Raw genomic sequence first — 16,584 nt, forward strand, 5'->3', positions numbered from 1 at the left:
CTTACGCCGCTGGAATCATTGCTTGCAACAGCACCAGCTTTCTTTGCAGCTGCTCGACGTGCGCCTTTTCTGCTCGCAGGGCCGAGCGCAGCTCGCGGTTTTCCATCTCCCAAATCGGCACCCAGCGGGTGGCGTTTTTACAATCTCGGATCATCTGTCCAATGCCGTACAGACTCCGGTACTGCATCGCCAGCACAAACGCGATGACGCCCATCGTCAACAAAGCCCCAGTCGAAATAACATCCGACGTCGTCATGTCCATTTCCTTATCATGAGTTCGATTGATCTCGAAGACGGGGCCAAGGATATGTAGTGTTTAACGACAGGTATAGAATGTAGACTTATACAGGTAAACAAATCACGCACATGGAGCGGTCATGAAACGCACGCAGGACATCAAGCAGGTTCGCTGGGATCTGGCACTTCGCTATCGATTGATCGAGACGGTTTCCTGGTGGGAAGGCCGGCTGACCACGGGACACCTGATCCAGAGCTTCGGGATCAGTCGTCAGCAAGCGTCGAAGGACATCAATACCTACATCAATGAACATGCGCCTAAAAATCTTACATATGACAAGCAACTGAAGGGCTATGTACCCAGTAAACACTTCAAACCGCTGTTCATCGACGACAGCGCCAACGCTTACCTGCACCTGCTGAACCAGACCCACTCGCGCGCACCGCATGTGGAGGGGCTCGCTCTGGCTTATGCCCACACCATGGTGCTCGAAGTGCCAGACAGGACGATTCGCCCCGAAGTATTGCGCCCGTTACTCAAAGCTTGCCGCAACAGCGAAGTGATTGAAGTCGAATACGTTTCACTGGCTAATCCAAACCCGGAAACTCGCCTGATTGCGCCGCATACCCTGGTCTACACCGGCATGCGTTGGCATGTGCGAGCGTATTGCGAAAAAAATCGTGGGTACCGGGACTTTGTACTGAGTCGTTTGCGCGGCAAGCCCGAGTTTGAACATAAAACCGAGAATCTAATCGGCGCAGATGAAGACTGGAACACCGAAGTCGACGTGATTATCGAACCCGACTCACGCCTCAAGCCTGAGCAGAAGGCGATCATCGAAGCCGACTTTGGGATGCTGGAGGGTGTGCTGGTGATTCCAACGCGTCGCGCGTTGGTCAAGTACGTTCTACAACGCTTTGGGATCGATCCAAAAAAGCTCGACCCCAAAGCGGCAGCACAGCAGATCGTGGTGAAGAATTTAGATGAGTTGAAACCGTGGCTTTATGAGTGACGGTCATCGCTTCAATGACCGGCACCGTGGACTTTGTCAGAACCGGCGGATCTTCATCACAAGTCGAGCGTCTTTCCACAATGGTGCGTTCAAACAAGCTGGGGGCAGACGTGCCAAAAAACGATAATCTCAACAAGCAAGTTTCGAGGGCAGCCACTAATTCCCGACCATCCGAGGATGCCATCCCATAAGCTCATAAGTGGCGCTAGACTGAAAACGTTACGTACCAGGCAAATCGCCGAGGGAAGAACAATGACCAAAAAATCTACTCGCAAGGATTGGCTGTCGCTCAAAGGCCAACCTTTGGCAGATTCGGACTTTCTCGTCGACCGGCCTGCGGTCATCCAGCCCGAATCACCATCTTCGCCGGACATCGGAGGCAGTTTGAATCGAAAGTCACCGACACTCGAACTATTACTCGCAGAAATGTCAGAAAAGTCGATGGAAATCGATAGGGACTGGGAGCAAATGGCCCCTGTAGGTCGGGAGATATTCTGATTGCGCGACCTAGGGGCACTCAGATGTCCTGCTGGATCTGGTGAAACGAACCGGCGTTGCCAGAGTAAGCCAGCGGTTGGTATTCACTTGCGACATAACCGAATCAGTTCACAGCTATTCGCTGCCAATTCGATTTTCGTACGATCTGGACGCCATTGGCAACATAATGCACGACGAGCACAGATTTTATTACGGGTGTGAATCTTGCGTTCTTCACACCCGGCGCATTGGCTGCCGATTGCTCAAAATCACAACACCCTTCAGAGTTGGGTACGTGAAATCCACTTAGGAAATGTCTACATGACACTTCATTTACCACCCACTGTTCCGAAACAGCCAGCAGCTCCGAAGAAGAAAAAAGAGAACAAAGATCCGATAGAGGTCGTTCGACCGGCGACCACAGCCGAGACCCCGGAGAGTCTGATCAGCGCGACTGTTTTTTGGGACTCTCTTGGAACTGGGACCGCCGCGGATTCCATGCTTTGGATCTCAGCGATTCGGGCGGGACTCTCCGTTGACTTCTTCCATACGCTCGCAATGTCCCTACGACTGAAGCCGAAAGCACTCGCTGCGCTAATTAACCTAAAGACGTCAGCCCTAAATCGGTGGACAAAAGTCGGCCATCTAAATGTATGCGAAGGCGATAAAATCTATCGGACGGCGTTGATTATAAGAGCCGCTCTCGGATTATTTGGTGATGACATAACCTCAACTCTGCGCTGGCTCAAACATCCAGCGATGGCGTTAGATAACCGTGCTCCGCTGGATCTATTTGACACGCTTGTCGGTTTAAGCACTGTCGAAGCTCTCATTTGGCGGATTGAGAACGGGGTCGGGAATTGATGCCAACCTTGGTTCTCCATACCTGATTCTGAAAAGCTAACTGCAATGTCATTTCAGCCGAGAGATCACGCATACCATCGAGAAGAAAAAATAAAAGCTAAGGATGCTAAATATCGAATTTTCAATAAAGCTTAGTCGACTGGCTGCACCCGAAATAATGCACAAAAAACGCACATCAACGATATAAATTATTGAACGTCACCATCTATCTAAACCAATCACCGCCGCTTCCACTCCATTGACAATACCCTTAACTGAAGCTAGCCTGTAATTTCTAACCCATGTAACATCTGCAATGTAGCACTAGCCGTCTAACACATACTAACGTCAGCCCTAGCCTTACTCACTACGCTCATCAAAACCACTTACCATTGCGAGCTAAATCTAATGTTACCAGAAATAGAATCAATGCTGGTTCAACGTCACCCTAAAATATTTTCGGTCGAACTTTCAGATAATACTCGCCCGGCCATACCATGGGGTATTCAGTGCCATGATGGCTGGTTCAATATTCTAGACACGCTATGCAGTTGTATTCAGCAATACGTTGACAACAACAAGAAGGAACAGGTAATTGTCCGGGAGATAAAAGAGAAGTTTGGAGAATTGAGGTTTTACTATGATAACGGCGACGAACATATTCGGGGGATGGTGGATTTGGCGGAAACTTGGTCGCTGCGGGCGTGCGAGGTTTGCGGAGAGATTGGCGTTCGCAAAAAAACAAAAAACGGATGGGTGATCACCCGCTGTGATCGACACGCGATAGGTTGAGGTTGCGGACTATGAGGTGTGCGGTAGAGGTCAGACTTGAGTAAGTATACTAAACACCCAGCGACGGCCCCCTACCCAACTACCGGATTGCTCTTGCGTTCGCGTATGGCAGATTTTAACCAAGCTATTTGGCACCTGGGTCGGCTTCAAAATTGTATATCAGCATCAGATCGCCCAGTTCCTCGATCATTTCCTTAAAATACCCGCTTGGATAACGTCGAGACGACACAGAGACCCTTTATCGCACGCTCTTACCTCTCGGGAAGCGACTAAAGCAAGCGTTAAGGGGGTCATACAAAAGGCCGGCTTCGCCGGAATTGGGGCGATGGTGTTACCGCGCCAGCACCGCATCAAAGTGCTCCGTTGACTTGTTGCGATCTGTGTCGTGATGGCCACGATTGAGGTCGTATTTAACTCCGCCCTAATCTTACCGGTCAGTATAGTCACCTCCGACCCCATTCTGGAGTGGCTTAATATGGACAATACCCGTGAGCGCTTGATTGACTCAGCGCTGAAGCTGTTTCTGTCACAAGGTATATACATTACTGGTGTGATGGCCATCGCCGCGATGGCAGGTGTTACCAAGATGACGCTCTACAGCCATTTCCCCTCCAAGGATGCGCTGATAGTCGCTTGCCTTGAGGAGCGTGACCGACGCTGGCGTGAAGAGGTAGCGCGCACCTTGGCAGGGCATCCTGACCCGGTCAGTGGCATGCTCGCGTTTTTCGATTTGTATCAACGCTTTCTTTTGCAAGATAGCGGGCGCGGGTGCCTGTTCGTCAACAGTGCGGCTGAATTTCCCCAATTTAGCCACCCTGTGCATTTGGCAGTGAGCAGGCATAAGCAAGGGATACGCGAAAATCTTACTGCATTGGCCATGAGCGCCGGTATAAGCGACCCTGAGGTAGTTGCTGAGGGGCTGTTTATCTTGCTGGAGGGCAGTTTTGTCAGCGGCGCCATGGGCCAGGACGTGCGGGTATTCGACACTGCCCGGCACGTAGCTCATTGCTGGATACTGAAGCAGGGCCAGCAGGAGCAGAGCGTATGACCCTGGGCTTATTAGCGGCCATTGCCGCCACTTTTTCTTGGTCGCTGCTCTACATCTTTCCGGGGCTGGTCGGCGAATACAGCCTTTTTGATCTGGCTGTGGTGAGCTATGCCTTTGCCGGTTTAGGTAGCCTGCTAGTGCTGTTTGTTTACCGCAGCGAAGTGCGGCAATTGCGACTGAGCGACTGGGCCTGCGCCGCACTGCTGGGCTTCTTGGGATACATCGGTTACTTCTTTCTGATTACCACTGCGGTCTTGGCAGCTGGGCCGGTGATCCCTCCGGTGATGATGGGGTCAGTACCGATCGTGCTCGCGATTGCCGGCAACATGCGAAGCTCCAGCGTGCCCTGGCGCGCCATTGCAGGGCCACTATTGGTCGCGGCATTGGGCATAAGTTTGGTCAACCTGAGCGTGTTTGATTTTAGCAGCGCAACGGTGGTGCTCCCGACCGGTTCGATACTGCTTGGGCTGCTCGCATCGTTAATGGCAATTGGATTTTGGACTGGTTTTGGATTGTTAAATGAAAGTGCTTTGGCTCAACGCCCAAGCATATCTCCCATGTTGTGGTCAGCCATGCTGATCTTCATGTGCAGCGTCGAAATGCTGGCCTTCATACCAGTTGGGCTGTACTTGAAACTGTCCCACTTCGCTAGCCATCCGAGCGGGTTAGCAGGTACTCAGGCGCTAATAATCTGTGGGTTAATTCAGGGGTTAGGGGCCACCCTTGCGGGTGCCTGGGCATGGTCAATCGCAACTCGGCGTCTACCTCTGGCTCTAAGCGGGCAATTGATCGCCAGCGAAACCATTTATGCAACTACGATGGGCCTGCTCATCAACCAACGCTGGCCCTCTCCTATGGAAGCGCTTGGGACAGGGTTGCTATTCGTAGGGGTGGTGTGGGCTATTCACGCCTTTTATAGCAGGCAAATACGTATTGAGAGCATGGCGGGATAGATAGCCTTAGACAAAGGCGTCACTACAGTGACCATTGAAGCCGATGACGCTGACTGCGACGTTCGAGGACTCGCCGCTATAGACGGCATACCCAGACGAAAACCACAGTTGCGCCCTTTCTAAACGCGCTGAGGCAGCGAGCCCCGAATATTCGATTCAGTACTTCCGATTGATGATCAAGGACTCCAGCTCCAGCTGGACGAGGTTATATCGACTTAGCACTGGTTACTTCTGAGGCAATTGCGTCTGGACTACACGCCAAACAGTTGTTTGACGAAAGCTATGTGTGTGTAATGCGGTCTGATAATCCGGACACCACAAAAAATACGCTTTCGTTGGATTGATTTTGCGCTTTGGATCACGTCCTACTTTCCCCATCAGGAGGAAGGTTTCTGGGAGTAACAGACGACGCGTTGAGAAAAATAGGGAGAGCACGACGGGTCACCGTATCGGTAACGAGCTTTCTGGTGCTACCTGAAATTCTGATTGTCAGCGATCTAATAGATGTAGTACCCCGCGGGCAGGCACTACGCAATGATGGGCTAGCCGTAATGGAGCCGGCTGTTGAAATTCCAGGCTTCAGCAAAATGTTGGCCTGGCATGAAAGAACGCATCATGACGCCGGTTATCGGTGGATCCACACACTCATGATGGATACCGTCAAAGCTCTATGAGTGCCATAGCTAGAAATCAATAATTCACCCTGTGTGACGGTTCTCTAAACCAGCACCAACAGCCACGTGCAGGCTGTCGAATTACCTAGTTACACCCAAGGCCCAAGTAAAAGCGTGCTGCAACGATCCTGCTTACGCAGAAGCTAAGACATTCGCGCCGCGGGCCTCTCGGCGCGAGCTGATAATCGTCGAAGGCCAACTCAGTTAAGTGCCTCCAGGTCGCAGTCTCAGCTGGATGGATCCGTGTTGACCTCGCACCAGACGAGTGCCTGCGCCGGACGCTTAAGAATGTACAAACCTAGAAGATGCAATACTGGACTGAACGGTTCCAGTAGCCGGGAAAGACTACCTACCGATTTGGGGTCTATCCGCCCTACGAGCATGAGTTGAGCAAGAATTGTAAGTGGTGTCGGTGCCCCAAGATGCCTAAACCGAAAACTTAGCCACCATTTTATTCAAGTCAACGGCAAGCGACGAGAGTTCATGGCTGGCCGCAGATGTTTGACTGGCGGCAGACGAACTCTGTATGGACAAGTCTCGAATACTGACAAGGTTCTCATCCACCGATCGAGCTACCTGTGCCTGTTCCTCAGACGCGGTAGCAATCATCAGATTTCGCTCATTGATATCGCTAATTGCAGCGGTTATTTGCTTGATCGCGACACCCGCCTCATGAGCGATTAACAGTGTCAAATCAGCTTCTTCACTGCTTTGCTTCATCGAGTGCACAGCGTTGGCGGAATCTTTCTGGATGCTTTGAATCATCTGTTCGATTTCTTGGGTCGATGATTGGGTGCGATGCGCCAGCGCCCTGACCTCATCGGCAACTACCGCGAATCCACGACCCTGCTCGCCTGCGCGCGCCGCTTCGATGGCAGCGTTCAAGGCCAACAGATTGGTCTGCTCGGCAATAGAGCGAATGACGTCAACAACCTTGGCGATGCTCTGCGCCTGATTGGCCAGACGTTCTACTTCAATACCGGTCTGTCCAACGGTGGTGCTTAGTTTCTGAAGTGACGCGATAGTCTGGCGTACTCTCTCATGACCAGTCTGAGCAGAACGTTCAGAAGCTTGGGTGGATTCAGAAGCAGAGACCGCGTTGCGCGCAACTTCCTCGACGGCAACAGTCATCTGGTTGACAGCAGTAGCGGCTTGGTCAGTTTCCAAGCTTTGGCGTTGTATTACCGCGTTCGACTCTTGGGTGATCGCGCTCATCTCTTCAGCGGCTGAAGCCAATTGACCAGAAGACTCAGAGATATGTTGGATGGTGCTCTTGAGGCTTGAGCGCATTGCTGCCGTTGCGGTTTGCAAGTCAGTGATTTCGTCCGCGCCATTAATATCAATTTTTGTACGCAGGTCGCCTTCAGCTATTTTTCGAGTGCTGCCGAGCAGCGCCAGGATAGGCTGACTGATACTCCGGATAAAAACGGTCGCTACTATCATCGTAATAAATATTGCCAGGATACTCAGCACAAAAATAATCGTTAAGCCGCTTTTGAAGCTATCATCTGATACTTGACCTGACTGCTCAGCACCCTTTTCATTAATAGCAATCTGATTTTTTATAGAGCCTTGCAGGACGATAGCTTGAGGTCTGATGGAATCGTTAAAAAAAGCTGTCATGTCTTGATAGGAGCCGCTTTTGCTTAAACTAACAAGTTCGTCAAGCTTGGCTTGATACGATGCGACGTCTGCCTTCACTCTGTTGAATATTTCTTGCTCTGCGGCGCTGGAAACTAAGCGTGTATAATCTTCAGTCGCTTGAGTTAACACATTCTTTGCTTGATTTATTTTCTGGATAGAGCTTTCGCTCAGTCTGTCATCATCCATAAGAAAGCGCCGTGCATCCAAACGGTAAAGCAGCGCGGCTGTCTCTATTTTTGCGGACTGCAAGGCACCGGGCAACCAGTCTGTCTGTAGTTGAGATGCGGATTTATGTACATCGTTGAGCTTAGAAAGAGCCGTACCTGCCAATGCGATTAAAATCAGGCAGATAACACCAAAACTGAGAACCGCTCTCATCGTTAGTCTAACGCTTCGTATATTCATATTATTTTTCCCGAGTAGTCATGGCGATCTTAGTATCGTTTTGATGCTTAAACGCTGCTAGGTAGCTTGTGTAGTACATGCCCAGATTTTTTCAGAGGGGGATTATTTGTAAATCGCAATACCGCTTATAGACGGGTCGATATTCAATAAATATCCGGATTTCGCCGACAGACTGTTTGGCGCGCGAGTTCACGCAACCCGTCGAGCGAGCAGTAGAACCCGATCATTAGCGTAGTTAAACCTAGGAAACAAACGAGGATTTTGTCCACTCCTTATACCAATTCAATATTTGATCCTCTGGTATGGGGCGGGCAATCAGATAGCCCTGGGCACTATCGCAACCCAGTCTTTGAAGTAGTCGGTACTGCGCCTCTGTTTCTACGCCCTCTGCCACTACTTTCATACCTAGGTTATGCGCCAGAGCAATCGCCGCAGAAACTATTTCACGCAATCCTGAATCGATATCAATATCCTGAATAAATGAACGATCAATTTTAATTTGAGTGGCTGGCAACCTGTGTAGATAGGCCAGCGAAGAATACCCTGTGCCAAAATCGTCAATAGAAATACAGATGGGAATGCCGCTAAGTTCTTTTAGCACGTCAATAGCTTTCTCTGGATTTCTCATAATTTCCGACTCCGTAATTTCACATTCCAGGTATCGGCTGTCGACGTCATATTCCTCTAGGGAAGGTCTGAAGTAAGGCCTTCTTTTTACAGAAAATCGGGCGTCAGACGCTCAAAAAGAGAATACCTCGCTGAAATTTCTGAAATATCGACTTTTTTCGATGAATAAGCCGGTTTTAGGCGCTTATTAACCCTTAATTTCCATACTGCGGACGCACCTGTCCTACAGGCTCCAGCAAATGTCGGCGCGCCATCCACAGGTTCGACAACGCAAACAGTGTTACCAACTGCGCGGTGTTTTTTACCAGTCCGCGAAACCGCACTTTGGTGTAACCAAATTGGCGTTTGATGACCCGAAACGGGTGCTCAACCTTGGCCCGAGTTTGCGATTTAGCATATTCGATCTTGCGCAACGCACGGCCAATGACGCTTTTTTCACCATGTTTGCGACGGCTGCTGGGCCTGGCGGAGATCGACCAGATCATCTCGCGCCCCTCATGTTCCGGCCGCTTTTCCACCCCGGTGTAGCCCGCGTCGCCGCAGACATGGCTCTCTTCGCCGTGCAACAACTGATCGACTTGGGTAACGTCCGCGACGTTGGCTGCCGTGCCCACCACGCTATGGGTCAGGCCCGTATCAGCGTCCACCCCGATATGCGCTTTCATCCCGAAATAATATTGATTTCCTTTCTTGGTCTGATGCATCTCGGGATCGCGTTTACCCTCTTTATTCTTGGTCGAGGTCGGCGCATGAATGATCGTGGCGTCAACGATAGTGCCTTGACGAAGCATCAAGCCTCGGTCGCCCAGATAGCCATTAACGACCTCCATGATGCCCCTGGCAAGATGGTTTTTCTCCAGCAGGCGACGGAAGTTGAGGATCGTGGTTTCGTCGGGAATGCGCTCCAGATTCAAACCCGCAAACTGGCGCAGAATCGTTGTCTCATACAGCGATTCTTCCATGGCCGGATCGCTGTAGCCGAACCAGTTCTGCATCAGGTGCACACGCAACATCGCCATCAACGGATACGCCGGACGTCCCCCAACACCCTTTGGATAATGCGGTTCGATCAACGCAATAAACCCCTTCCAGGGCACGACCTTGTCCATCTCGCTCAGGAAAATCTCACGGCGGGTCCGCTTACGTTTACCTGCGTACTCAGCATCAGCGAAAGAAATCTGCTTCATGGGGCTCAACCGTTCAGCTCATGTGATGGAGGGTATTTCACCAGATTTGGAAACCTTTTTCAGAGTTTCCCTAGCAAGTGAAAAACTTGCTTGGGAAACCTTTCATTATTCAGATTATGGCTGGACAAATTTACGGCAATAACGGTCAATAACCCCTGTTCTTTTAACCTATTGAATTGGATTAGCGCCGCTTCTATTGCCCAGAGGCTAAATACGTGGATCAACGCGGTTCGTTCGATCAACGGAATAAAACGATCTGGCGGTACACTCCCCAATGTAGGATGGTGCCAGCGTGAAAGCGCTTCAAAACCCACCAATTGCCCCGTCTCCAGATTTACTTTTGGCTGGAAATACAGAGTTAACTCTGAAGAGTTCAACGCATCTCGCAGACTACCCAGAAGAATTAAATTCAGGCGCTTATCTGAATTCATAGCTGAAGTATATAGCGCTGATCTCACACCCATTTTTCGAGCATATTCGCTGGCTGACTCAGCTTGATTTACTACTTCGCGCCGGCCATTGCCTGCGAGCTTGGCATAGCCGACATGTACATCAAAATGAATAGGCAAACCTTCATATATAATGGACCTCTCAAAGATAGATTCCACGCTCTGCATCTGTTTAGGTAGTTCATCATCAGAACATGAAAACAATACCGCGAGACTATCACGATTATAATGATAGACGGTCGCACCAGAGTCAAATTCACTCATGAGCACCTCCCAAAGAGAGACAATTAATATATCGGCAGATACATACCCGAAAGTGTAACTTATGTCGCGGATATTATTTATTGAAATGACCGCCAAATCACTTTTTGAATTAACTCTCGAAGAGTTTAAAAATGAGTTATCCAACGCTTCAAAAAGTGCGCGGCGACCGGGCAATCCGGTGCCCGCATCATGTTGCATTAAGTGATTTAATTTTCTACCGTAGAACTCATAAGCGTGTATTGGGATAGCAACAATCATTCCGATCAATACATATAATACCAATCTGAAAGGTAGCTCGACCGCCCAAACTATCCCATCGCTAAATAGAGTTCCTAGGGCGGTCATTAACACCGCAGCCGGTAAGGCGCTTAGCAAGCTACCCGGCACACCAAACAGCACACTAGCCATCAAGACAGGCACTAGCATGAGCGCCGGATAGCCTAGGTTAATCCCACCCGCAAGATAGATATGACCGCAAACGGCCACATAAGAGATTAAAATAACCACCAGTCCTAACCGTTTGATGTAAGGCCGTAAATTGGGTGTCCAACGATCAAAAATGTGTGGCAGCTTGTATAGACGGCTCAATTTTATTTTCTTTGTATGTTCCATCTTTTTAAACTCCGTGGAGGAATCATCCTACTACATCGCGGCAGTTATTAAAGACACTGAATAACATTCAAGTGTTCAGCATGAAAACTTACAGTTTTTTATAATATCATGTAGAACGTATACGAATAACATTTTCCGCAAGCACCCCGTTTGCAACACTGACATAAAACCACAGCACGAAAACCTATACATCCGTCATTCGCGTGCTACTTATATTCGCCAAAATAAGCTTTTTGGCGAGATAGACAGCAGAGACCACTCGCAATCAATACGTAGTAAATAGCAAGTACCAAACAGTAAATCAGAGCGGTATCAGCAGTTACGATGAGTATCATGACGCCTTAAATCAAGCACTAAATTTTAAATATATCCTACAATTTTTGTTTTTTTATTTTATTTTATTTTATTTTCCTCAAAATCTATCCATTTGGATAGCGCAATACTTTTTTATTTTAGAATAGCGTGAGGTGATCAAGATCATTGGCTAAAGAGCAGCCTAAAAAAGTAATTCAAAATGTTTAAGTGGCTTTTCTAACTACCTTCTCTTTGGAGGCGAAAACACAGGCAAGCAAAAGTGCGTCTTCAGACGCCCAAGAGTATTCAGGTTTTGGTCGCAGTAAAAAGCCCCCCCTATAAGTCGGAGCCAATATTGTACAGCGCCTGCTAGCACCGAAAGGCTTTTTTGAACTCAGCACATTATGCTGGGCTCAGCGGTTACTAAGTATACTTATATAATCAGATCTCGCCAGAATCTACACTTAATTGTATCGGCCAGAGTTAAAGTTACAAGATAGTCAGAAAACCATTGTAACGTTAGTCGATTTCATTCACGTCATTACTCTCCTATGCCCGTAGAGACTCATATTATTTATCAGACTCTGCGTATGCTATGTAGCGTGGCCGGGGCTGTAATACTTATAAAATTAGATCCAGCCTTTCGCACTAACTGGCGCCACTCACCATCACTGATAAGCCCCTCTAGTTCCATATTGTCTGCAACCTTCAACAGCTCGTGGTACTGCTGCTCTGCGTTCATCCAGGCTGCTGGGCGCTCAAGGGTCCTAACCCATGAGGCCAGCGCCCGCGTCCTTAGTTCACCCATACAACATCAACCCCTTGAAGCGTGATATCAGATAGCCACTATACACAAAAAGTCCCGACCTCTCTTCACTCTTCGCTACCAGCTAATACCGTGAGTACGGAATAAAACGGTCAAACTAAGCCTCCACATAAAGCACCACCGTAAGCTAACGTGCTTTCGGTCACGCCCGCGTGCTCCTGTTAGCAATTCAAGGTTGTCGCGGCTTGGCAGCCAGCATCATCACGGTAAATCCTGGAAGATACCGAGCCTAGGAAAATGCTCTCCCCGCCTGGCGGCAGCAAGAGAGCCTGTGTAGCTCTACTCCTATTTAACGGGCTGGACCTTTCGGCGGTTACCTTGCATATTCAAAACTCAATAGTTCAAGGCTGAGGATCATCAACACGTTCATTTCTTCAAGTCCCGAAGCAGTCAAAACATCACTCAGTACTTCAACCCCCGGCTGGAGCAGTTGAGACTCCAGCCGCCCCGCTCGTAATGACAGTGCCATTGCCCCCATCGTCCCCGCACTGCCCTTGATGGCATGCAGTACCAAACTAGCACCGGCAACATTTTGGCTGTTAATTTGGTCTTGAAGTCTCTCGAACTGTGTGTGCATTTCAGGACCAAAATCCTTTAGTCCATTTCTAATCAGTTGGAGATTACCGCCCATACGCCGAAACACCGACGCGCGTGATTCTAGAATGCAGTCGTGTTCCTCTTCTTTTTTCAGTGTCGCCCCATCAGGCAGTTTTCCGGTCTGAGCTAATAAGGTCGCAATCAGCTCCTCAAGGTCGATGGGTTTGCCGACATGCTCATTCATGCCCGCCGCAAGACACTCATCTCGGTCGGTTTTCGACGCATTCGCCGTCATCGCCACGATGGGTAGATTCGCGAAACGCGGGTCTGCGCGGATACGCCGAGTGGCTTCAAGACCGTCGATATCAGGCATCTGTATATCCATTAATACTGCATCGAAAACCTCAACTCTCGCAATTATCTGGTTGACCCCTTCAATGCCACTCTCGGCCAACTCAACAGTAGCCCCCTCGCTGCTGAGCAACAATTCAGCAATCTGCCGATTGATCATGTTGTCTTCTACGACCAATAACCGAAGCCCCGCTAGACGCGTCGAGCCTTGAAATGCTGGAAAATAGGCATCAGGGTGCAGCATAGGAACACCGTGAACTGCATCCCGAATCGTCGCGGCCAACTGCTGGGGCGTTACAGGTTTTGTAAGCACCCCAACGAAAGGTGCATTGCCCTCTTGGTAGACATCATTGAGCATCTCCCGACCGGAAGCGGTGACCATAATAATGATTGGCGAAGGGTGATTTATACCTTGACGATGAATGACTTTAGCAGCGCTCAAGCCATCCATGCCCGGCATACGCCAATCCATCAACACCAAGCCATAGCCTCGACCTAGTTTTCGAGCTTCCCGGACACGCTCAACCGCTAATGCTCCATCCATCACATAGTCTGCCTGCCAACCCAAAGCAGTGACGGTACGCATCAGGATTTCGCAAGTAATGGCATTATCGTCGACAATCAAGATACGCATTGTAGGGCTATCCACAAATTCAGCAGTCAGCAGCAAGGTGTCTTCTGGTGCGACATCCAGTGTGATGTCAAACCAGAAGCGGCTGCCTTTACCTGGCTGACTGTCAACCTGGAGCACGCTGCCCATGAGCTTGACCATATTCTGAGAGATCACTAACCCCAAACCCGTCCCACCATAGCGCCGTGAGGTCGACGCCTCACCTTGCGTAAAACCTTCGAATATTCGGTTTAGCTGTTCAGAACTAATGCCTATTCCGGTATCGGTAACCGCGATGCGTAAAACGATGCTCCCCTCATGCTGATCAAGCTGCTTGACGCTGACGACCACTTCGCCGCGAGAGGTAAACTTAAGGGCGTTACCCGATAGATTGATCAAAATTTGCTGTAAGCGAAAACTGTCTCCAATCAACATTGGAGGTAGTCCGACATCAAGATCGAACATTACTTCGACATCATTCACTCCCTGGTTGGCTGCCAGTACTACGGCAAGATCTCTCAACAACGTCTCAGGCTCGAAGGGATGCAAGTCCAGTTGCAACTTGTCGGCCTCAATTTTGGAGTAATCGAGAATGTCATTGAGGAGTCTTAGCAGTGACTTGGCGGCAGTCTGCGCCTTGGTCACATACTCGTGCTGGCGAACGTTCATGTCGGTTTGCATAACCAACTGCAACATACCCAACACTGCGTTCATCGGTGTACGGATTTCATGACTCATGTTCGCCAAAAAATAAGATTTGGCGGCACTAGCGGCATCCGCCTGCTCCTTCGCGTTCCGTAAACTGGCCTCTAGCTCCCTTCGAACCGTAATGTCGATAGCAATGCCCAGGTAACCACTGAGCTGACCGTTGATATCGCGCATAGCAGTTACGACCAATATCACTGGAAAACGTGATCCGTCCTTACGTACAAAAACCCACTCACCGGATTGGCCCGTTCCTTCAATTTCCGCCTTGTACACCAGCGCACGAAAACCCTCTAGAGGCTGGTCGAACTCGGCGCTCAGTTCAAGACTGCGGGAGATCACTTCCTCAGGAACATGGAAAATTATGGGCGAGTGCTTTCTGACAATCTCCTCAGTTGTATAGCCCAATTGCCTTTCGGCACCCTTATTGAATACTTGGATAATCCCATCAAGATCCGTTGAAATTATCGACACTTCAGAGGCAGCGTCCAATACGTTAGTCAGCAGCGTATTGAGTTCACTCAACTGTGACGTGCGCTGGTTGACCTGACCTTCAAGACTTGAGTTCAGCTCCAAAATTTTTGCTTCGGTATTTTTTTCGGAGGTAATATCCCGTACGATTTTAGAGGCACCGATAATTACCCCGGACTCATCATAAATAGGCGAGACGGTCACCGAGACATCAACAAGTCTATTGTTATGGCGTCGACGCTTAGTATGGAAGCTGGATATACACTCCCCACGACCAATCCTTTGCAGTATATCTGCCTCCTCCCATTTATAATCGTCCGGCACGATCAACTTAGATAACCATTGGCCAACTGCATCCCTAGAGCTATATCCAAATAGCTGTTCGGCGCCTTTATTCCAGCTCGTCACTATACCGTCGAGGGTCTTGCCGATAATACCGTCGGGTGAGCTTTCGACTATCGCCGCCAACAAGGCTTTCTGAGAAGCCATAAGCTGCCGACGTTGGCGACTTACGCCAATAAGGCCAACTAATACAGTGAACAGAAAGGTAATCAGGACGCCTATCCAAAATACCAGTCTGGGCGATACCAGATGTAACCCGTCGATAAACGCAGGGGGGGCGCTGACCTCTAGCTGCCAGCGGCGACCATACACATCCAGCGAAACCTTTTGAGTAAAAAGATCATTTAGGACAAGAGTGTCGGGGGCGCTATCGTAAAAAACTCTCTCTTCTTCCGGCAAGCTGATGTCACTCAGCCTTAAATGGATTGACCCATATTGTCCGGGAAGACCAGCCAATACATCGGCGATCACCAATGGAGCATAACTCCAACCAAATGCACTCTGCTCTCGTTCGGAAACGCTAGCAGGAACCAATATTTGTCGATAGATGGGCATCAGCATCAAAAAACCTTGATGCGGCTTATCATCAGCCTGAACCAAGGTAATAGGTGCGCTGAGCTGGGCCTTACCTGTGCGGACGGCCTCTTGCGCAGCGTCTCGACGGCCGGGATCCGACGCGATGTCGAGGCCAAGGGCGCGTTGATTTTTATCCAAGGGTTCGATGTACTGAATAACAAAGCGTTCATCTGATTGCGGACTGAGCTGTCTGATTGCAAAGTCGGGCTTTCCATCGGCCCTCGCGTCTGCCAGAAACTGCCGTTCTTGGGACACCGGTACTCTGCGAATAAAACCGAAGCCCCTTGCGCCAGGAAACTCCGCATCTAGATCACGCGTCTGGATATAACGGTGAAATGCGTCACGCGTAATCAAATGTTCCCCAGCAGTTAATACGACCCCGCGCGCACCACGTAGGCCATATTCGTAAAGCCTCAATCGACCTGACACTGTATCGACGGCTTCCAACGCTTCAAACCGGACAGCCGCCCGGGCTTGATCTTCATTGCCCTCGCGCAACCCCCAGGCACATAAGCCTGTGGTCAATAACCCAACCACAAGTGTTAGGAACGCTCCGAGGCTTACCTGGACCGAGCTATTGTTTTTGTTCATGCAGGAAATTCCAAATAAAACCGGGCTGTTAGAAAATCTGGTACAGGCATGCGCCA

11 protein-coding genes and 1 pseudogene are annotated in these 16,584 nt (G+C 49.7%); 6 read left to right on the top strand and 6 right to left on the bottom strand.

Annotated features, from left to right (window positions below):
- Position 1: 1 nt before the first annotated feature.
- Positions 2–256 carry a hypothetical protein gene (locus ACVBEG_RS14035; protein WP_447107925.1) on the bottom strand — a complete coding sequence of 85 codons (255 nt, stop codon included), beginning with the start codon at positions 254–256 and terminating at the stop codon, positions 2–4.
- 121 nt (positions 257–377) lie between these two features.
- Here ACVBEG_RS14035 and ACVBEG_RS14040 point away from each other — a divergent pair, with 121 nt between their 5' ends.
- From ACVBEG_RS14040 to ACVBEG_RS14065, 6 genes are all read left to right on the top strand, one after another.
- Entirely contained in the window at positions 378–1,250 is an 873-nt protein-coding gene (locus ACVBEG_RS14040) for a helix-turn-helix transcriptional regulator (protein WP_447107926.1), read from the top strand.
- Between the two features lie 252 nt (positions 1,251–1,502).
- Positions 1,503–1,748, top strand: coding sequence for a hypothetical protein (locus ACVBEG_RS14045; RefSeq protein ID WP_447107927.1), 246 nt, complete (start codon positions 1,503–1,505; stop codon positions 1,746–1,748).
- Positions 1,749–1,952: 204 nt separating this feature from the next.
- Positions 1,953–2,591: an antitoxin Xre/MbcA/ParS toxin-binding domain-containing protein gene (locus ACVBEG_RS14050; protein ID WP_447107928.1), complete on the top strand. Its 639-nt coding sequence runs from the start codon at positions 1,953–1,955 to the stop codon at positions 2,589–2,591.
- A 408-nt stretch (positions 2,592–2,999) separates the two neighbouring features.
- Positions 3,000–3,362, top strand: coding sequence for a hypothetical protein (locus tag ACVBEG_RS14055; protein WP_447107929.1), 363 nt, complete (start codon positions 3,000–3,002; stop codon positions 3,360–3,362).
- 475 nt (positions 3,363–3,837) lie between these two features.
- Positions 3,838–4,410, top strand: coding sequence for a TetR/AcrR family transcriptional regulator (locus ACVBEG_RS14060; protein WP_447107930.1), 573 nt, complete (start codon positions 3,838–3,840; stop codon positions 4,408–4,410).
- A complete protein-coding gene (locus ACVBEG_RS14065; protein ID WP_447107931.1) occupies positions 4,407–5,363 on the top strand; it encodes a DMT family transporter in 957 nt (318 codons plus the stop codon). Before ACVBEG_RS14060 ends, ACVBEG_RS14065 begins: the two co-directional genes overlap by 4 nt.
- A gap of 1,100 nt (positions 5,364–6,463) precedes the next feature.
- Here ACVBEG_RS14065 and ACVBEG_RS14070 read toward each other — a convergent pair.
- The 5 genes and pseudogenes from ACVBEG_RS14070 to ACVBEG_RS14090 form a co-directional block, all read right to left on the bottom strand.
- The gene (locus ACVBEG_RS14070) at positions 6,464–8,086 is read right to left on the bottom strand and encodes a methyl-accepting chemotaxis protein (protein ID WP_447107932.1); all 1,623 of its coding nucleotides are present in this window, start codon (positions 8,084–8,086) and stop codon (positions 6,464–6,466) included.
- 241 nt (positions 8,087–8,327) lie between these two features.
- Positions 8,328–8,762 (bottom strand): annotated as a pseudogene (locus ACVBEG_RS14075) (EAL domain-containing protein); the annotation flags it as partial.
- A gap of 145 nt (positions 8,763–8,907) precedes the next feature.
- The gene (locus ACVBEG_RS14080; RefSeq protein WP_447107587.1) at positions 8,908–9,900 is read right to left on the bottom strand and encodes an IS5 family transposase; all 993 of its coding nucleotides are present in this window, start codon (positions 9,898–9,900) and stop codon (positions 8,908–8,910) included.
- Positions 9,901–9,959: 59 nt separating this feature from the next.
- A complete protein-coding gene (locus ACVBEG_RS14085) occupies positions 9,960–11,225 on the bottom strand; it encodes an EAL domain-containing protein (RefSeq protein ID WP_447107933.1) in 1,266 nt (421 codons plus the stop codon).
- A 1,433-nt stretch (positions 11,226–12,658) separates the two neighbouring features.
- On the bottom strand, positions 12,659–16,528 hold the full coding sequence (locus ACVBEG_RS14090; RefSeq protein ID WP_447107934.1) for a CHASE domain-containing protein: 3,870 nt from the start codon (positions 16,526–16,528) through the stop codon (positions 12,659–12,661).
- Between the last annotated feature and the right edge of the window lie 56 nt (positions 16,529–16,584).

The sequence above is a fragment of the Pseudomonas sp. GG8 genome, from assembly GCF_052976945.1.

Excerpts from the sequence above, each read along its gene's own strand:
- ACVBEG_RS14035 (WP_447107925.1), bottom strand. The coding sequence starts at position 256 with ATGACGACGTCGGATGTTATTTCGACTGGGGCTTTGTTGACGATGGGC.
- ACVBEG_RS14040 (WP_447107926.1), top strand. The coding sequence starts at position 378 with ATGAAACGCACGCAGGACATCAAGCAGGTTCGCTGGGATCTGGCACTT.
- ACVBEG_RS14045 (WP_447107927.1), top strand. The coding sequence starts at position 1,503 with ATGACCAAAAAATCTACTCGCAAGGATTGGCTGTCGCTCAAAGGCCAA.
- ACVBEG_RS14055 (WP_447107929.1), top strand. The coding sequence starts at position 3,000 with ATGCTGGTTCAACGTCACCCTAAAATATTTTCGGTCGAACTTTCAGAT.
- ACVBEG_RS14060 (WP_447107930.1), top strand. The coding sequence starts at position 3,838 with ATGGACAATACCCGTGAGCGCTTGATTGACTCAGCGCTGAAGCTGTTT.
- ACVBEG_RS14065 (WP_447107931.1), top strand. The coding sequence starts at position 4,407 with ATGACCCTGGGCTTATTAGCGGCCATTGCCGCCACTTTTTCTTGGTCG.
- ACVBEG_RS14070 (WP_447107932.1), bottom strand. The coding sequence starts at position 8,086 with ATGAATATACGAAGCGTTAGACTAACGATGAGAGCGGTTCTCAGTTTT.
- ACVBEG_RS14080 (WP_447107587.1), bottom strand. The coding sequence starts at position 9,900 with ATGAAGCAGATTTCTTTCGCTGATGCTGAGTACGCAGGTAAACGTAAG.
- ACVBEG_RS14085 (WP_447107933.1), bottom strand. The coding sequence starts at position 11,225 with ATGGAACATACAAAGAAAATAAAATTGAGCCGTCTATACAAGCTGCCA.
- ACVBEG_RS14090 (WP_447107934.1), bottom strand. The coding sequence starts at position 16,528 with ATGAACAAAAACAATAGCTCGGTCCAGGTAAGCCTCGGAGCGTTCCTA.